Annotated in this window: 13 protein-coding genes and 1 pseudogene; 9 read left to right on the forward strand and 5 right to left on the reverse strand. The window is 72.1% G+C overall.

Going from position 1 to position 15,477, the window contains the following annotated elements:
* Positions 1–3 precede the first annotated feature (3 nt).
* The 3 genes from O7606_RS07705 (at position 4) to O7606_RS07715 (ending at position 2,397) form a co-directional block, all read left to right on the forward strand.
* A complete protein-coding gene (locus O7606_RS07705; protein ID WP_281598380.1) occupies positions 4–1,221 on the forward strand; it encodes an MAB_1171c family putative transporter in 1,218 nt (405 codons plus the stop codon).
* Complete coding sequence (locus tag O7606_RS07710; RefSeq protein WP_281598381.1) at positions 1,218–2,090, forward strand: oxygenase MpaB family protein; 873 nt, start codon at positions 1,218–1,220, stop codon at positions 2,088–2,090. The genes O7606_RS07705 and O7606_RS07710 overlap by 4 nt, the downstream gene beginning before the upstream one ends.
* 85 nt (positions 2,091–2,175) lie before the next feature.
* On the forward strand, positions 2,176–2,397 hold the full coding sequence (locus O7606_RS07715; RefSeq protein ID WP_281598382.1) for a DUF6308 family protein: 222 nt from the start codon (positions 2,176–2,178) through the stop codon (positions 2,395–2,397).
* 111 nt (positions 2,398–2,508) lie between these two features.
* Here O7606_RS07715 and O7606_RS07720 read toward each other — a convergent pair whose 3' ends face one another.
* Complete coding sequence (locus tag O7606_RS07720) at positions 2,509–3,438, reverse strand: oxidoreductase (protein WP_281598383.1); 930 nt, start codon at positions 3,436–3,438, stop codon at positions 2,509–2,511.
* 64 nt (positions 3,439–3,502) lie between these two features.
* Here O7606_RS07720 and O7606_RS07725 point away from each other — a divergent pair, with 64 nt between their 5' ends.
* The 4 genes from O7606_RS07725 (at position 3,503) to O7606_RS07740 (ending at position 7,423) form a co-directional block, all read left to right on the forward strand.
* On the forward strand, positions 3,503–4,087 hold the full coding sequence (locus tag O7606_RS07725; protein WP_281598384.1) for a TetR/AcrR family transcriptional regulator: 585 nt from the start codon (positions 3,503–3,505) through the stop codon (positions 4,085–4,087).
* 344 nt (positions 4,088–4,431) lie between these two features.
* Entirely contained in the window at positions 4,432–5,238 is an 807-nt protein-coding gene (locus O7606_RS07730; protein WP_281598385.1) for an SAM-dependent methyltransferase, read from the forward strand.
* Positions 5,235–7,073, forward strand: coding sequence for a bifunctional diguanylate cyclase/phosphodiesterase (locus O7606_RS07735; RefSeq protein ID WP_281598386.1), 1,839 nt, complete (start codon positions 5,235–5,237; stop codon positions 7,071–7,073). The genes O7606_RS07730 and O7606_RS07735 overlap by 4 nt, the downstream gene beginning before the upstream one ends.
* Positions 7,070–7,423: a hypothetical protein gene (locus tag O7606_RS07740; RefSeq protein WP_281598387.1), complete on the forward strand. Its 354-nt coding sequence runs from the start codon at positions 7,070–7,072 to the stop codon at positions 7,421–7,423. Before O7606_RS07735 ends, O7606_RS07740 begins: the two co-directional genes overlap by 4 nt.
* 151 nt (positions 7,424–7,574) lie before the next feature.
* Here O7606_RS07740 and O7606_RS07745 read toward each other — a convergent pair whose 3' ends face one another.
* On the reverse strand, positions 7,575–8,036 hold the full coding sequence (locus tag O7606_RS07745; RefSeq protein WP_281598388.1) for a hypothetical protein: 462 nt from the start codon (positions 8,034–8,036) through the stop codon (positions 7,575–7,577).
* Positions 8,037–8,584: 548 nt separating this feature from the next.
* A pseudogene (locus O7606_RS07750) lies at positions 8,585–9,793 on the reverse strand (cation:proton antiporter); the annotation flags it as partial.
* Positions 9,794–10,122: 329 nt separating this feature from the next.
* On the opposite strand from O7606_RS07750, the gene O7606_RS07755 reads away from it, so the two are divergent.
* Complete coding sequence (locus tag O7606_RS07755; protein ID WP_281598390.1) at positions 10,123–11,622, forward strand: SulP family inorganic anion transporter; 1,500 nt, start codon at positions 10,123–10,125, stop codon at positions 11,620–11,622.
* Between the two features lie 68 nt (positions 11,623–11,690).
* The gene (locus tag O7606_RS07760) at positions 11,691–12,074 is read left to right on the forward strand and encodes a MerR family transcriptional regulator (RefSeq protein WP_281599538.1); all 384 of its coding nucleotides are present in this window, start codon (positions 11,691–11,693) and stop codon (positions 12,072–12,074) included.
* A gap of 104 nt (positions 12,075–12,178) precedes the next feature.
* Here the strand turns inward: O7606_RS07760 and O7606_RS07765 are convergent, their stop codons facing one another.
* Complete coding sequence (locus O7606_RS07765; protein WP_281598391.1) at positions 12,179–12,871, reverse strand: response regulator; 693 nt, start codon at positions 12,869–12,871, stop codon at positions 12,179–12,181.
* Positions 12,868–15,417 (reverse strand): DUF4118 domain-containing protein, encoded by a 2,550-nt coding sequence (locus O7606_RS07770; RefSeq protein WP_281598392.1) that lies wholly within the window; start codon positions 15,415–15,417, stop codon positions 12,868–12,870. Before O7606_RS07770 ends, O7606_RS07765 begins: the two co-directional genes overlap by 4 nt.
* Positions 15,418–15,477: the final 60 nt, after the last annotated feature.

A 15,477-nucleotide genomic window follows, 5' to 3' on the forward strand; every position in this document is an offset into this window, starting at 1 on the left:
GGAATGGACACCATCCTCTACGCCGTCTGCGCGGTCGCCGGCTGGTTCGCCTTCGGTTACCTGCTGCGGCTGCACCACCGGCAGCCCGGCCAGGCCCGCGGCGCGATCTGCGTGGCGCTCGGGGCCTTCGCCGCCGGGATCACCCTCGCCGTCCCACCCCTCGCCACCGGCATCGACCAGGCGTCCGGGCTACCCAACCTGGCCAAGGTCGTCTCCCACGGCTGCGCCATGACGATCGCCGCGAGCGCCGAGATCATGCTGCTCCACCTCGCGCTGCCGGCGGCGACAGCAGCCGCCCGCGCCCAACGCTGGGTGTGGGTCACCAGCGGCGCCTTCCTCGCCATGGTCGGCCTGTTCGGCCACACCCTCACCTACGCCACCCCCGTGCTCCTGACCGTGGAGTACGCGACGGATCCCGTCGTCACCGCGTACCTGCTGATCTTCATGCTGGTCGGCTTCTTCGCCTACTGCACCGACATCACCCGACTGTGCTGGCGTTTCGCCCGCATCTGCGGGCGACCGTGGCTGCGCCGTGGTCTCCGCCTCACCGCCGTCGGCGCGGCCTTCGCCCTGCTCTACAGCACCAACAAGATCGTCTACCTGGTCGCCTACCGCAGCGGGTACCAGCCCGTCGGCGAACGGCAGATCGCCTCGGTCCTGGTGACCGTCAGCGCCCTGCTCATGATGGTCGGTCTCACCATGCCGGCCTGGGGGCCGATCCTCACGATCACCCGACGCTGGGACGACTTCCGCTCCTACCGTCGACTCGAACCGCTCTGGCGGGACCTCGTGGCCGTCCTGCCCGAGCTGGAGCTCGACACCAGCCTGCGCCGACCGCTCGGAGCGGTCCGCGACATCGACTACGCCCTGACCCGCCGGGTCGCCGAGATCAGCGACGGCCGCCTCGCGCTGCGCCCGTACATGGACGTCACGGTGACCGAGTTGGCCGGACGGTTCGCCGAGCAGGCCGGGTTGAGCGCGGACGAGCGGTGGTCGCACGTCGAGGCGGCGCACCTGGCCTGCGCGCTGCGTCGACACCGGGCCGGCGCCGTCGCCTCGGCCCCCCAACCGGCGGACGACCGGCACCGCCCGGACGGCGGCTACGCTGGAGAGATCGCCTGGCTGACCCGGGTCACCGCCGCCTACGCCCGCTCCCCTGTGGTGGCCCGGACGCTCGCCGCCACCCAGACCGCACCCGAGGTCGGAGACGCCCGTCGATGAGAAACCGCTACGCCAACCTGACCCGTATCCGCGCCCTGCACCCCGAGCGCGACCACCTGGCCATCTACCAGACCATGCTGCGCCACGAGTTCCCCTGGGACATGAAGCTCGGGTTGAACCTCGCCTTCAACCGGTCCTTCTCCGTCCCGGCCATCGCCGCCGTGCACACCGCCACCGGTGAGCTCACCGAACGCACCCAGCAGCGGATCGACGACACCGGCCTGCTCATGTACGAGATGGTGCTCAACGGGTTCGACCAGCCGCGCGGTCGCGACGCCCTGCGGCGCGTCAACCAGATCCACCGCCCGTACGACATCAGCAACGACGCCTACCGCTACGTCCTCGGCTGCCTGGTCGTCATCCCCACCCGGTGGCTGCGGCGGTACGGCTGGCGTCGACCCTGCTGCCACGAACGAGCGGCCACCCACGTCTTCTACCGGGAGCTGGGCCGGCGGATGGGCATCACGGACATCCCCGGATCGTACGAGGAGTTCGAGACCTGGTTCGACGCCCACGACGCCACCCACCTGCAACCCAACGACGACGCGGCCGCCATCGAGCGGGCCACCCGCACGCTGATGCTCTCCCGCATCCCCAGGCCCCTCGCCCCCCTGGGCGACGCCCTGGTCAGCGCCATGTACGACGCGCCACTGCGACGCGCCACGCGCGTCGACACGCCAGCCTGGCCGGTCCGGGCCGGCCTGCACGCGGCGCTGAGGACACGCGCCCGACTCCAACGCTGGTTCGGGACGCCACGAACCGAGCCGCTGTTCGCCGACGGGATCACCACCAGGAGCTACCCCCACGGGTACGAGATCAGCCAGCTCGGCCCCCGACAGGACCAGACGCCGGCCCCACCCGACGCCTGAGCGACCGGCCGGGGCGGTGTCACCGGCGCTTCCCCGTCGTCCGACTCCCGAAGGCACATTTGCCGGTGCTCGGTAACATCTGCCGATGCCTGACAAGATGGTCGACATTGTTCGTCGTGAAGGCGCTGGTCATCTCGGGGCCTACTGCACACCCGGGGCGTACGCCGGACAGTGGTTCGAGACCTTCGCAGGCGGCGGCGACCGGGCCGAAGCAAGTGGCAGCATCACTGCGGATGATCTCTACGCTGTCGAGGCGCTCAGCGTCCGGGTTCCGTTCGCCGTCGGCAGAGAGCCTGGCGTCTGCTGAGCGGCCCCGGGAACGCGGGTGTCGGCTGGGTGATCGCCGGCAAGCTACTGGCCCACAAGCGACCGAAAGCAGCGGTGAGCGGATCGCGCCGCCCAGGGCCAGCGGTCGGCGTCACGTCTCGTCCGGGGCCGACGCGACGTTCGTCGCCTGCGACGTGGCCAACCGGAACGTGACGCCGGTCAGCTCCTCGGAACGGGCCCACAGGCGGCGGGCGAGCGCGTCGTCCCGGGCCGCTCTCGACCGGCTGACCAGCTCGGGGGCCCCACGTCCCTGGAGGAGGCCGCCCGGGCCGGCGTAGCTGCCGCCGGGGACGTCCGCGACCGCGGCGTAGAGCGTGGGCAGCGCGCCGTCGTCGTCGCTCTGCGAGAGGCGGTCGGTGACGGCCGCGCGGAGCCGCTGGAGCGGAGACCGCTCGTCGTCGAGGTGCGCGAGGAGGTTGGTGGCGGCCAGCCCGGGGTGCGCGGCGGTCGCCCGGACCGGTGAGCCGGCCCCGGTGAGGCGACGGTGCAGCTCCGCGGTGAACAGCAGGTTCGCCAGCTTCGACTGCGCGTACGCGGGGAACGCCCGGTAGGGCCGGCGCGTCCAGTTGAGGTCGTCGAAGTCGATCCTGCCGGCCCGGTGCGCGTTGGAGGAGACGGTGACGACCCGCTGGCGGATCCGCGGCAGCAGCAGGTTCGTCAGCGCGAAGTGCCCGAGGTGGTTGACACCGATCTGCAGCTCGAACCCCTCCTCGGTGCGGCCGAGCGGCGGGACCATCAGGCCCGCGTTGTTGATCAGCACGTCGATCGGCCCGGTGAAATTCTCGGCGAACGCCCGGACCGAGGCGAGGGCGGCGAGGTCGAGCCGCCGTACGTCGACGTCGCCGGTCATGGTCGCGGCGGCGGCCCGCCCCTTGGCGGGATCACGGACGGCGAGCACGACCCGCGCGCCGCTGCCGGCGAGCGCGCGGGCGGCGGCGCGGCCGATGCCGCTGTTTCCTCCGGTGACGACGACGGTGCGGCCGGTCAGGTCGGGGAGCTGCGCGGACGTGAATGTTGTCATGGGAAACAATGTAGGCATCGCAAACAAAGATGTCAACGACAACATTTACGGCTAGGGTGGACCCGTGCCCGCGTACCACCACGGAAACCTTCGGACGACGCTGCTCGCCGCCGCCGAGCGCAGCCTGCGCCAACACGGCGCGGAGCAGCTCTCGCTGCGTGAGCTGGCCCGTGAGGTCGGCGTCAGCCACGCCGCCCCCCGCCGACACTTCCCCGACCGCCAGGCGTTGCTGGACGCGCTCGCCGAGGCCGGCTTCGCCCGACTGCACGCCGAGCTGCGGGCGGCGCAGGACGCCGCGGGCGAGGAGTTCGGGCCGCGCCTGCACGCTGTCGCGGCGGCCTACCTGCGCTTCGCCACCGAGGACGCCGCGCTGCTGGCGCTGATGTTCGCCGGCAAGCACCGGGCGGACGCCGCACAGCTCGTCGCGGCCGCCGCCGCCCCGTTCGGGCTGCTGGACCGCCTGATCAGGCAGGGCCAGGCAGCGGGCGTGCTCGAGCCCGGCGACTCACAGCGCGCCGGCATCGTGCTGTTCGCGACGTTGCAGGGCATCGCCACGCTCGTCAACGGCAACCTGGTGCCGCCGGACATGCTCGACGGGATCGTGACGACCGCCGTCGACCAGTTCATGCGAGGATCACGACGCCGTTAGCGCAGCCCCGCGTCGCATCCGGCGCTGCCCGGCTTCCACGAGCGCCGCGATCCCGAGCCAGACGAACGCGTCGGCCATCGCGTCGTTGGTCCCACCGGCCGTCGACGGCCACCCGTCCGACGGCGCAGCGGCGTCCCGGGCCGACCGGTCCCCCGCGTCACCGTGGGCGACCGCCGACGTCGGCCCGGCACCGCGCCGTCCGCGACCCGGGCCGGCAGGCACGGCATCGCCGCCGAGCCGTCGACCTGCGGGCCGGCGTCGTGACCCCGATGCGGTACGGCGGCGGGAGGTTCGCCGACTATAGTGGCCCGGTCACGTCACTGTGGTGGTAGGGAAGGGCGCAAATGGAACGGCCGAAGTGGGCGCCACCAGGTGTTGATCTCAGTCGGCCGAGCGTCGCACGGGCCTACGACTACTGGCTCGGCGGCTCGCACAACTTCGAGGTCGACCGGGAGTTCGCCCGCCAGGCGATGGCGGCGGTGCCGGATCTTCGCCTGGTCGCGCGGGCGAACCGCGAGTTCCTGCATCGCGCGGTGCGGTTCATGCTCGATCAGGGGATTCGGCAGTTCCTGGACATCGGCTCCGGCATCCCGACGGTGGGCAACGTGCACGAGATCGCCCAGCAGGTCGATCCGGACAGCCGGGTGGTCTATGTGGACATCGATCCGGTGGCGGTGGCGCACAGCACGCACATTCTCGCCGACCAGCCGAACGCGGTCGCGCTACTCGAGGACCTGCGCCATCCGGAGGCCATCCTGGCTCACCCGGAGACCCGCCGGCTGCTGGATCCCGACCGGCCGGTCGGCCTGCTGCTCGTCTCGGTCGTACACGCGGTACCCGACCACGACGACCCGTACGGGCTCATCCGGCGACTGTGGACGGCGCTGGCTCCGGGCAGTTGCGTGGCGATCAGCCACGTCACCACCGACAGTCGGCCGGACGAGATGGGCGAGGGCGCCCGGCTCAGTGGCCGGACGAACACGCCCGTCACCGCCCGTACCCGTGCTCAGGTGGAGGACTTCTTCGCCGGCCTGGACCTGGTGGAACCCGGCGTGGTGTGGTCCCCGCTGTGGCGCCCCGATTCACCGGCCGACGTCGGGGAGCACCCGGAACGGATGAGTTTCTACGTCGGAGTCGGACGCTGCAGGTGAGCGGTCGGTCCGACGCCGACGGAGTCGACGACCGGCGCCGCCCCGGCGTCGAGGAGTTCGTCACGGCGTGGGCCACCGCCCTGCACCGGGCCCACTACGTGCCGATCAGCGCCGAGCAGCGACGTCGCGTCGTGACCGGGCTGACGGACCTCCTGGTGACCGCGGTCCTCGCCGAACCGGCCGAGTCCGGCAACGGCCGCCGGATCGGCGCCGATCTGGTGGCGGCCGGCTTCGGGTCGCCGGAAGCGCTCGGTGGGACGATCGCGGTCATCGGTTCGCGGTTCCTCGGCGATCTGGGCCTCGCCGCCGGCCCCGCCCGTACCGCTCGGCTGAACGGCCTGCTGGCTGAACTCGCGGCCGGCTTCGCGTCGGCCGCGCACGACCGCAGCCTGAGAGCCCAGGACACCGTCCGGCTGGCCGCGCTGGCCGCCCGTGCCCAGGCCGAGGAGGCGTTACGGGTCAGCGAGGCCAGGTTCCGCCACCTCGCCACCCACGACCAGTTGACCGGGCTACCCAACCTGACACTGCTCACCGAGCAGTTGGTGCGGCTGTCCGCCGCCGGCGCGCCGACCGACCGGGTCGGCGTCTGCTGCCTCGACGTCGACGACTTCGCCGCGGTCAACGACGTCCTCGGGCCTCAGGTGGGTGACCTGCTGCTCCGCGACATCGCCGGCCGGCTCGGCGCGCTCACCGACCCGCGGATCGACCTGGTGGCGCGGCTGGACAGCGACCGGTTCGCGATCCTGGTCCGCGACACCACCTGCGCCGAGGACACCATCAAGATCGCCGATCAGGCGCTCGCCACGCTCGCCGCCCCGTTCTCGGTCAACGGCACCGAGGTGCCCCTGACCGCCAGCGCGGGGGTGGCCGAGGGCGCCGTCGCCGACGGCGCCGCCGCGACCCTGATGCGTGCCAGCGAGATCGCGCTGCACTGGGCCAAGGCGGACGGGAAAGCCACCCTACGGCGGTTCGACCAGGATCGCAGCGACGCCGACGCGGCGCGTTACCGGCTGTCGGCGGCCATGCCGGCGGCGCTGCGGCGGGGCGAGTTCACCGCCGCCTACCAGCCCATCGCGTCCCTCCGGTCCGGGCGGCTGGCCGGGGTGGAGGCCCTGGCCCGCTGGCGGCATCCTCAGCTCGGCCTGCTGAGCGCCGCCCGGTTCATCGAGCTCGCCGAACGCACCGGCCTCGTGGTGGCGCTCGGCAGCCAACTGCTGGAGCAGGCGTGCCGGCAGACCAGTCGTTGGCAGCGGATCCAACCCGGCCTGTACGTGAGCGTGAACGTGTCGGTGCGCCAACTCCACCAGAGGGGCCTGGCCGGCACGGTGGCGCAGATCCTCGACCGGACGGGTCTGCCGCCGCACCTGCTCCAACTGGAAGTCACCGAGCAGGCCGTGATCGATCTGACCGGTGTGGTGACGGAGACCCTGGCGGCGCTGATGAAACTCGGCGTCCGGATCGTCATCGACGACTTCGGCATAGGCTACGCGAACCTGGCCAATCTCCGCTCCCTCCCCCTGCACGGTCTCAAACTCGACGCCAGCCTGACCCGGTCGTCGGCGCAGCCGGCCAGGCGGCCGGGGAACGGCCGACCCGACCGGGACGACGACTTCCTCAGCACCGTCGTGTCGCTCGGGCACAAGCTCGGCCTCGTCGTGACCGCCGAGGGCATCGAGACCGCCCAGCAGGCCCACCGTCTGACGGCGACCGGTTGCGACAACGGACAGGGTTGGCACTTCGGCCGTCCGGTGCCGCCCCACGAGCTCACCGCCAACCTCGTCGCTCAGCAGCAGACCCCCCGAGAGCGACAGCAGTGCCGCATAATCAGCTCATGACCTCTACCGGCTCGTCCCGGCTGTCGTTGTGGTCCACCGACTCGTTGTTGTCCATCGGATCCCGAGGCTCGGTGTTGTCCATCGGCAGCGTCGGCTCGATCGCCTCCGTCGGCAGCATCGGCTCCGCCGGCTCGGTCCTGTCCGTCGGATCCGCGCTCTCGGTCGGGTCCGCCCTGTCGTGGCGGTCCCGCTGGTCGTTGATGGCTGACCGCTCCTCCGGCGCCGTGATGGGCTCCGGTGAGCGGGCCCGCGCGCTCATCGGTCCGTCCGCGGCGTTGGCAGCCGTGGCGCTGACCGCCTACGCCGGCTACCTGCTGGCGCGCAGCCGTCAACCGGGTCAGGGCCATTGAGGACGAAGTCGTTTCCGGCCGGACTGATCGCCGAAGTGTCCGTTGAGGCCGGACGCCTCGTGACCCGACGTCCTGCCGAGGAGGAGGGCACCGCTTCGGCAAGCAGGTGACCAGCCGCTCCACCCGAGCGGGGGGGGACTCCCCCGCGCCCCTACTCCCAGACCGTCACCTCCTCGGCGGCCAGCGCCCGACCACCCTCGAATTCCCGGTACGCCTCCGAATACCCGAGCTGGTAGCGGTCGGACAGCTCCCGACGGGAAAAGTCGATCACGGTGCCGCGCACGGTCGCCAACTGCGGCGGCTCCACCGTGATCGGCTCGGCCGACAGCACGAGCAGCGTTCCGCCGGTGAGATCCACGTCGCGTACCACGAAGACGCTCTTCGTGATCACCCGGTCGACCGCCGCGGTCACGGTGAGCGGGGTGCCCACCTCCGCCCGGGCGACCGTGCCCAGGCGGAAGGTCGAGGTCGGCTCCGGCGTGGGCGGTGGATCGGGACGGCTGGCGCAGCCGGCGACAAACAGGGTGATCGCCGCCAGCGCCACCGATGCCCGACGCGACCGGTGTCGCCCCGACGACGGCAGCCCTGCCGGAAAGAACCACGGACGGGTCATGGCTCGTCTCCTCACATCTCGGTCGGCGCTTCCATGCGCTACCCCGATTGTTCGACCGGCAATACGACAGGTCCATGACGATCCGCGCCCACCCCTGTGACACCTCGCGACAGCTGTTTCCAGCTAAGCCGGGTAGCAGGCAACCACGCCGTCACCCGTGGTTCCCCCCCCCCCCCCCGGACGGCCCCCGGCGTGTCGGAGGCGTCGACCACGGCCACCTCCTCTCCCACGCCGACCGGCACGGACGCGCCGTCCACGTCTGTCTTCTCCCCACGCCGACCGGCGCGCCCGAATCAATCGGGTTCGACGTGCCGGGGTGACCTCCGGTCCTCGGCCGACCGGGGGGAGCCGTCACCGACCGTGCCCGCACGTCCCCGCCCGCCGGCCCGGTCGTCGTCCGCCTCGCTCGTGCCGGCCACCGTCGGCTGCCCCGCGACGCCTTCCGGGGCGCCCCGCACGACCTCGGCCGCGGCGGGGGCGTCGCGGTTCCGGCGGATCCGGCGCAGCACACCGTGCCAGTGCGGGACCTCGGCGCTGTCGTCGAACGCCCGGGCCACGACCACGTCGGTCGAGGAGTGGGCCAGGATGGAGATGACGATGGTCAGGGCGACAAGGTGGAACACCTCGTCCGCGGCGCCGATGCCGGCCTCCAGCACGAGCAGCCCGTAAACCACCGAGGCGAAGCCCTTCGGGCCGAACCACATCGCCGCAGCCTGCTCGCGCAGGCTCAGCCCGGAGCGCAGGAACGACACCCACAGGGCGACCGGCCGGGCCACCACGATGGCCAGCAGCGCGAACACCCACCCGGCCCAGGGAATCTCGCCGAGGAACTCCGGTGAGATCAGCGCCCCGAACACCAGCAGCGCGGCCAGCTTCAGCAGCTCCGCGACGTTCTCCCCGAAATGCTCGAACGCGGCACGCTGGCGCGGCCCGAAGGTCGCCACCGTGATGCCGGCGGCGAACGCGGCCAGGAACAGGTTGCCGTGGGTGGCCTTCCCCAACGCCAGCACCAGCAACCCGATCGCCACCCCGTTCAACGGCGCGTACGCCGCCGACGCGGCGAAGAACCGGGTCCGCTCCAGCGTGATCGCGGCCAGGGGCACGAGCACCCCGATCGCCAGCCCGACCGCCAGCTCGGTCGCCAACTCCCCGAGGTGCAGATCGTCGGAGCCGGCCGCGACGGCCAGCAGCACCACCACGAACGGCAACGCCAGCCCGTCGTTGACGCCCGATTCCACGTTGAGCAGGTGCCGCAGCCGGGCCGGCACCTTGTCGTTGCCGACCAGCGCCGCCGCGAACACCGGGTCCGTCGGCGCCAGGATCGCCCCGACCAGCAGCGCCTCGGGCCAGTCCAGGCCGGCGACGTAGTGCGCCAGCACGGCGGTGACCAACAGGGTCAGCGGCAGACCCCAACCCAACGCCCGGCCCGGCAGCCGCCATGCGCTGCGCAGGTCCACCCAGCCCACCCGCATCCCGTCGGTGAACAGCACCGCGAACAGCGCCAGCTCCGCCAGCTGCGCGACGATCGGCGAGTCCGCCTGCAGACGCAGCACCCCGGTGACGCCCTCGCCGAGAGCGAAGCCGGCGATCAGGAACAGCGCCGCGGTCGACAGGATCGTCCGGTTGGCCAGCGCCGACACCAACACGGCGGCGAGCAGGACGACAGCGAAGCTGAGCAGCAGCACGGAGACCTCCGGGGCACGACCGACAAGGGTGCCGACCAGACTTCCCGGCGCTCCACGGATCCGGCCGATCATAACGGTCCCACGCTCGGGCCGCCTTCGCACGTCGCGGGACGCTGGCACTGGTGATCGCCACGGTACGGCTCCGCGGCGGGGGATCGCCCCGACGCCCGCCCAGAGGCGGAAGCTGGCGGGATGGCACTGTCCCGGCCGCGCCTCACCGCCGAGTGGCGTGATGATCACCACCGGGGGGCAATTCTCCCCTGACGAAAGGGTAGGTTCACCGGGTACCTCGACGCGCGGCGGGCCACTCATGGTCCCCGCCGATCGTTCTCGACCGCCCGCCCCGATGCGAGGAAGGCCGCACGCCCGGGTCCGGGCGTGCCCCGAGTGGAGATGCCTGAATGTCTTCTGTGCTGTCCGCGGCATCCCGGCCGCGTCCGTCCCGTCCGTCCTGGCTGTCGCCGAAGGTGTTCCGCACCGAGGTACTCGCCGGCCTGGTCGTCGCCCTGGCGTTGATCCCGGAGGCGATCTCCTTCTCGATCCTTGCCGGCGTCGACCCGCGGGTGGGCCTGTTCGCCTCGTTCACCATGGCGGTCACCATCGCGATCTGCGGTGGCCGGCCGGCGATGATCTCCGCCGCGACCGGGGCCATCGCCCTCGTGGTGGCGCCGCTGGCGAAGGAGCACGGCCTGGACCACCTGATCGCGGCGGTGATCCTCGGCGGCGCCATCCAGGTCCTGCTGGCGGTGCTCGGGGTGGCGAAGCTGATGCGGTTCATCCCCCGCAGCGTCATGGTCGGCTTCGTCAACGCCCTCGCGATCCTCATCTTCGCGGCGCAGGTTCCGCACCTGCTCGGCGTACCGTGGCTGGTCTACCCGCTCGTCGCCGTCGCCCTGGGCATCATGGTCGGGCTACCCCGACTCACGAGGGCCGTGCCTGCGCCGCTGGTCGCGATCATCGTGCTCACCGCGATCACCGTCGTGGCCGCTGTGGCGGTGCCCACCGTCGGCGACCAGGGCGAGCTGCCGAACAGCCTGCCCACCCTCGGCCTGCCGCAGATCCCCTGGACCATGGACACCCTCACCCTGATCGCCCCCTACGCCCTGGGGATCGCGCTGGTCGGGCTGATGGAATCGCTGATGACCGCCAAGCTCGTCGACGACATCACCGACACCCCGTCCAGCAAGACCCGCGAGTCCTGGGGCCAGGGCGTCGCCAACGTCGTCACCGGGTTCTTCGGCGGCATGGGCGGCTGCGCCATGATCGGCCAGACGATGATCAACGTGAAGGCCTCCGGCGCCCGTACCCGGCTCTCCACGTTCCTGGCCGGCGTGTTCCTGCTGATCCTGGTCGTCGCGCTCGGCGACGTGGTCGCCGTCATCCCGATGGCCGCCCTGGTCGCCGTAATGATCATCGTGGCGGTGTCGACGTTCGACTGGCACTCCGTCGCCCCCGCCACCCTCAGGCGCATGCCGTACGGCGAAACCGTCGTCATGCTCGCCACCGTCGCGATCACCCTCGCCACCCACAACCTGGCCATCGGCGTCATCGTCGGCGTCCTCACCGCCATGGTGATCTTCGCCCGGCGGGTCGCCCACCTCGTCGAGGTCACCAGCGTTCTCGACCCCGACGGCGGCACCCGCATCTACTCCGTGCACGGCGAGCTGTTCTTCGCCTCCAGCAACGACCTCGTCGGCCAGTTCGACTACGCGAACGACCCCGAGAACGTGATCATCGACATGACCCACGCCCACGTCTGGGACGCCTCCTCCGTCGCCGCCCTCGACGCCATCACCACCAGGTACGCCGCCCGCGGCAAAACCGTCGAGATCATCGAGCTGAACCAGCCCAGCGCCCGCATCCACGACACCCTCGCCGGTCAGCTCGGCGTCGGCCACTGATGGCCGCGAACACCAGCCGCGACACCGGGCCGGAGCAACACACCTCCGGCCCGGCCACCGGCCGCCTCATGCAGATCGGCGAAGCCGCCGAACGCGTCGGACTCAGCATCCGCACCATCCGCCACTACGAGGACGCCGGCCTGATCGTCCCCTCCGCCCGCAGCGAGGGCGGCTTCCGCCTCTACACCGAGCCCGACCTCGACCGCCTCGCCGTCGTCAAACGCATGAAGCCCCTCGGGTTCACCCTCGACGAGATGCGCGACCTGCTGACCGTCCTCGACGCCCTCGACACCGCCACCGGCACCGCCCGCGCCGGGCTGCTCGACCGGCTCGACATGTTCCACACCGCCGCCACCACCCGCGTCACCGCCCTCCGCGAACAACTCGCCACGGCCGAGGGCTTCGCCGACACGCTACGCGACAATCTCGACCACCATCGCTCGACGGGCTGACCACCCCGTTCGTGGACACGGTCGACCCGAACCGAAGCCCAACACCAGGGTCGAAAGCTCACGCGGGGATCTCCGCTCCTGCAGCCGCGAGGGGGGGAACCGAGTCAGGGTTGGTAGCGGTAACCCATGCCGGGCTCGGTGATCAGGTGCCGGGGGCGGGCGGGGTCGTCTTCGAGTTTGCGCCGTAGCTGAGCCATGTACTGGCGCAGGTAGTTGGTCTCATGCTGGTATTCCGGGCCCCACACGTCGCGCAGGAGCTGGCGTTGGCTGACGAGTTTGCCGGGGTGGCGGAGCAGCAGCTCGAGCATCCGCCACTGGGTGGGGGTGAGCTTGACCTCGCCGCCGTCGTCACTGGTGACGGTGTGGTCGGCAAGGTCGACGGTGTGCCGGCCGAGCCGGTGGGTGGCGGCCGTTGGTCCCACCGAGTCGGCCGTGGCGGTCAGTCGGCGCGTCACCGCGCGGATGCGCGCGAGGAGTTCGTCGACGCCGAAGGGCTTGGTGACGTAGTCGTCGGCGCCCGCGTCGAGGGCGGCGACCTTGTCCGCGCTACCGGTCCGGCCGGAGAGCACGATGATCGGCACGGCCGTCCAGCCGCGCAGTCCCCGGATGACGTCGACGCCGTCGATGTCGGGCAGGCCCAGGTCGAGCACCACCAGGTCCGGCGGATGACCGGCGGCGGCCCTGAGGGCCGCCGTGCCGGTGGCGGCGACCTCGACGTCGTAGCCGCGGGCGCGCAGATTGATCCGCAGCGCCCGCAGGATCTGCGGTTCGTCGTCGACGACCAGGATCCGGGTCATTCCTGCGGCCGCTCCATCCTGGTCGGGGCGGCGGCCGGCAGTCGCAGCACCATGGTCAGCCCGCCGCCGGGGGTGGTCTCGGGAGTGATGCTGCCGCCCATCGCCTCGGCCAGCCCGCGGGACAGGGCCAGACCGAGGCCGACGCCGATGGTGTTGTCGCGATCGCCGAGGCGCTGGAACGGCAGGAAGACGTGCTCCCACTGGTCCTCGGGGATACCGGGACCGGTGTCGACGACCCGCAGCTCGACCTGCCCGGCGTGGGCGCTCGCGGTGATGGTCGGCGGTTGCCCGGGTGGGCTGTGTCGCAGGGCGTTGGCGACGATGTTGACCAGGACCCGTTCCAGCAGGCCCGGGTCGGCGCTGACGGCCGGCAGGTCGGCGGGGATCTCGGTGGTGACGTCGGCCGCCGCCGACCCCAGCTCGTCCAGGGCCCGCGGTACGGCGTCCTCCAGCCCGATCGCCGCCCGGGCTACACCGAGCGCGCCGGCCTGCAGTCGGCTCATGTCCAACAGGTTCGCCACCAGTCTGCCCAGCCGGTCCAGGGATTCGTCGGCGGTGGTGAGCAGTTCCTCGCGGTCGTCGGCGTCGAACTCGACGTCGTGGCTGCGCAGACTGCTCACCGCGGCCTTGGCCGACGCCAGTGGCGTACGCAGGTCGTGGCTGACCGCGGCGAGCAGCGCGGTGCGCATCCGGTCGGCCTCGGCGAGGGGCCGGGCGGTGGCGGCTTCCTCGGCGAGGCGTTCCTGGCGCAACGCCACGGCGGCCTGCGCGGCGAACGCCTCGACCACCCGCCGGTCGGCGGCCTCCAGTCGGCGACCGGACAGCACGACGGTGAGCCGGTCGTCCACGGGTACTGCGGTCTCCCCCGCGCTGGGACTGCCGGGTGGCGCGTCCCCGACGCTGGCCACGACCTGCCAGGCGCTCTCCTCCCGGGCCCGGGCGGGGCGGCCTTCGGCCTCGGCGGCCAACTCCAGCACGCTGACCGCGCGCAGGCCGAACGTCTCCCGGAGCCGGTCCAGCAGCGCCGGCAGCGGCCGTTCCCCGCGCAGCACCCCGCCGGCGACGGTGGCGAGGGTCTGCGCGTCGGCGGAGGCCCGTGCCGCCTCCCGGGTACGCCGGGCGGCCACGTCGACGACCCAGCTCACCGCGACGGCCACGCTGACGAAGACGCCGAGGGCGAGCAGGTTGTCCGCCTCGGCGATCGTGAGGGTGTGGAAGGGCGGGGTGAAGAACCAGTTCAGCAGCAGGGAGCTCCCGAGCGCGGCGACCAGCGCCGGCCACAGGCCGCCGACCAGCGCGACCCCGACCACGCCGGCGAGGAAGAGCAGGATGTCGTTGGTCAACGTGAGGTCGGGCAGCGCCGTCAGCAGGGCGGCCGACGCCGGCATGCCGAGAACGGCGAGGGCGAAGCCCACCAGCCGGCGCCGCCGGGACAGCGCGGCGGGCACCCCGCCCCGGCGGCCCTGCCCGGCCTCGGCATGGGTGACCAGGTGGACGTCGATCTGCCCGGACAGCGCGGTGGTGGTGACCCCGACCCCTCGGGCGAACACCTGGGCGAAGCGACCCCGGCGGCTGGCGCCGAGGACGAGTTGGGTGGCGTTGACGCCGCGGGCGAAGTCGAGCAGCGCGGCCGGTACGTCGGTGCCGAGCACCTGGTGGTAGGTGCCGCCGAGGCTCTCCACCAGCACGCGCTGCCGGGCGAGCTGGGCCGGGTCGGCGCCGGCCAGGCCGTCGCTACGGGCCACGTGCACGGCGAGCAGGTCGGCGCCCTTGCTGCGGGCGGCGATCCGGGCGGCCCGACGGATCAGTGTCTCCCCTTCCGGGCCGCCGGTGAGCGCTACCACCACCCGTTCCCGGGCCTCCCAGGTCGCCGAGATGTCCTGCTGGGCGCGGTAGGCGTCGAGCTGGTCGTCGACCTTGTCGGCCAGCCAGAGCAGGGCCAGTTCGCGCAGGGCGGTGAGGTTGCCGACCCGGAAGTAGTTGCCGAGCGCGGCGTCGATCCTGTCGGGCCGGTAGATGTTGCCGTGCGCCATCCGCCGGCGCAGCGCCTCCGGGGTCATGTCGACGAGTTCGACCTGCTCGGCGGCGCGGACCATCTCGTCGGGCACCGTCTCACGCTGGGTGGTGCCGGTGATCTGGGCGACGACGTCGTTGATCGATTCGAGGTGCTGGACGTTGACCGTGGACAGCACGGTGATCCCGGCGTCGAGCAGCTCCTGCACGTCCCGCCAGCGCTTGTCGTTGCGGGAGCCGGGCACGTTCGTGTGCGCCAACTCGTCGACCACCACCACCTCGGGTCGGCGGGTGAGCACGGCGTCGAGGTCCATCTCGGTGAACCCGACGCCCCGGTAGGTCAGCGTGCGGCGGGGCACCTGCTCCAGGTCGCCGATCATGGCGGCGGTGTGTTCACGGCCGTGGGTCTCGACGAAGCCGATCACCACGTCGGTGCCGCGCCCGGCCCGCCGGTGGGCCTCCTCCAGCATGGCGTAGGTCTTGCCCACGCCGGGGGCGGCCCCCAGGTAGATGCGAAGTTCTCCGCGCGACACGCAGTAGATCCTCTCTGATCCGGGGGCCGCCGGTGAGCCGGTCCGGGCAGGCGGGTCAGC

This window comes from Micromonospora sp. WMMD882 (assembly GCF_027497255.1).
Taxonomy (GTDB): Bacteria; Actinomycetota; Actinomycetes; order Mycobacteriales; family Micromonosporaceae; genus Micromonospora.

Excerpts from the sequence above, each read along its gene's own strand:
- O7606_RS07745 (WP_281598388.1), bottom strand. The coding sequence starts at position 8,036 with ATGACCCGTCCGTGGTTCTTTCCGGCAGGGCTGCCGTCGTCGGGGCGA.
- O7606_RS07755 (WP_281598390.1), top strand. The coding sequence starts at position 10,123 with ATGTCTTCTGTGCTGTCCGCGGCATCCCGGCCGCGTCCGTCCCGTCCG.
- O7606_RS07715 (WP_281598382.1), top strand. The coding sequence starts at position 2,176 with ATGCCTGACAAGATGGTCGACATTGTTCGTCGTGAAGGCGCTGGTCAT.
- O7606_RS07765 (WP_281598391.1), bottom strand. The coding sequence starts at position 12,871 with ATGACCCGGATCCTGGTCGTCGACGACGAACCGCAGATCCTGCGGGCG.
- O7606_RS07720 (WP_281598383.1), bottom strand. The coding sequence starts at position 3,438 with ATGACAACATTCACGTCCGCGCAGCTCCCCGACCTGACCGGCCGCACC.
- O7606_RS07730 (WP_281598385.1), top strand. The coding sequence starts at position 4,432 with ATGGAACGGCCGAAGTGGGCGCCACCAGGTGTTGATCTCAGTCGGCCG.
- O7606_RS07710 (WP_281598381.1), top strand. The coding sequence starts at position 1,218 with ATGAGAAACCGCTACGCCAACCTGACCCGTATCCGCGCCCTGCACCCC.
- O7606_RS07760 (WP_281599538.1), top strand. The coding sequence starts at position 11,691 with ATGCAGATCGGCGAAGCCGCCGAACGCGTCGGACTCAGCATCCGCACC.
- O7606_RS07740 (WP_281598387.1), top strand. The coding sequence starts at position 7,070 with ATGACCTCTACCGGCTCGTCCCGGCTGTCGTTGTGGTCCACCGACTCG.
- O7606_RS07705 (WP_281598380.1), top strand. The coding sequence starts at position 4 with ATGGACACCATCCTCTACGCCGTCTGCGCGGTCGCCGGCTGGTTCGCC.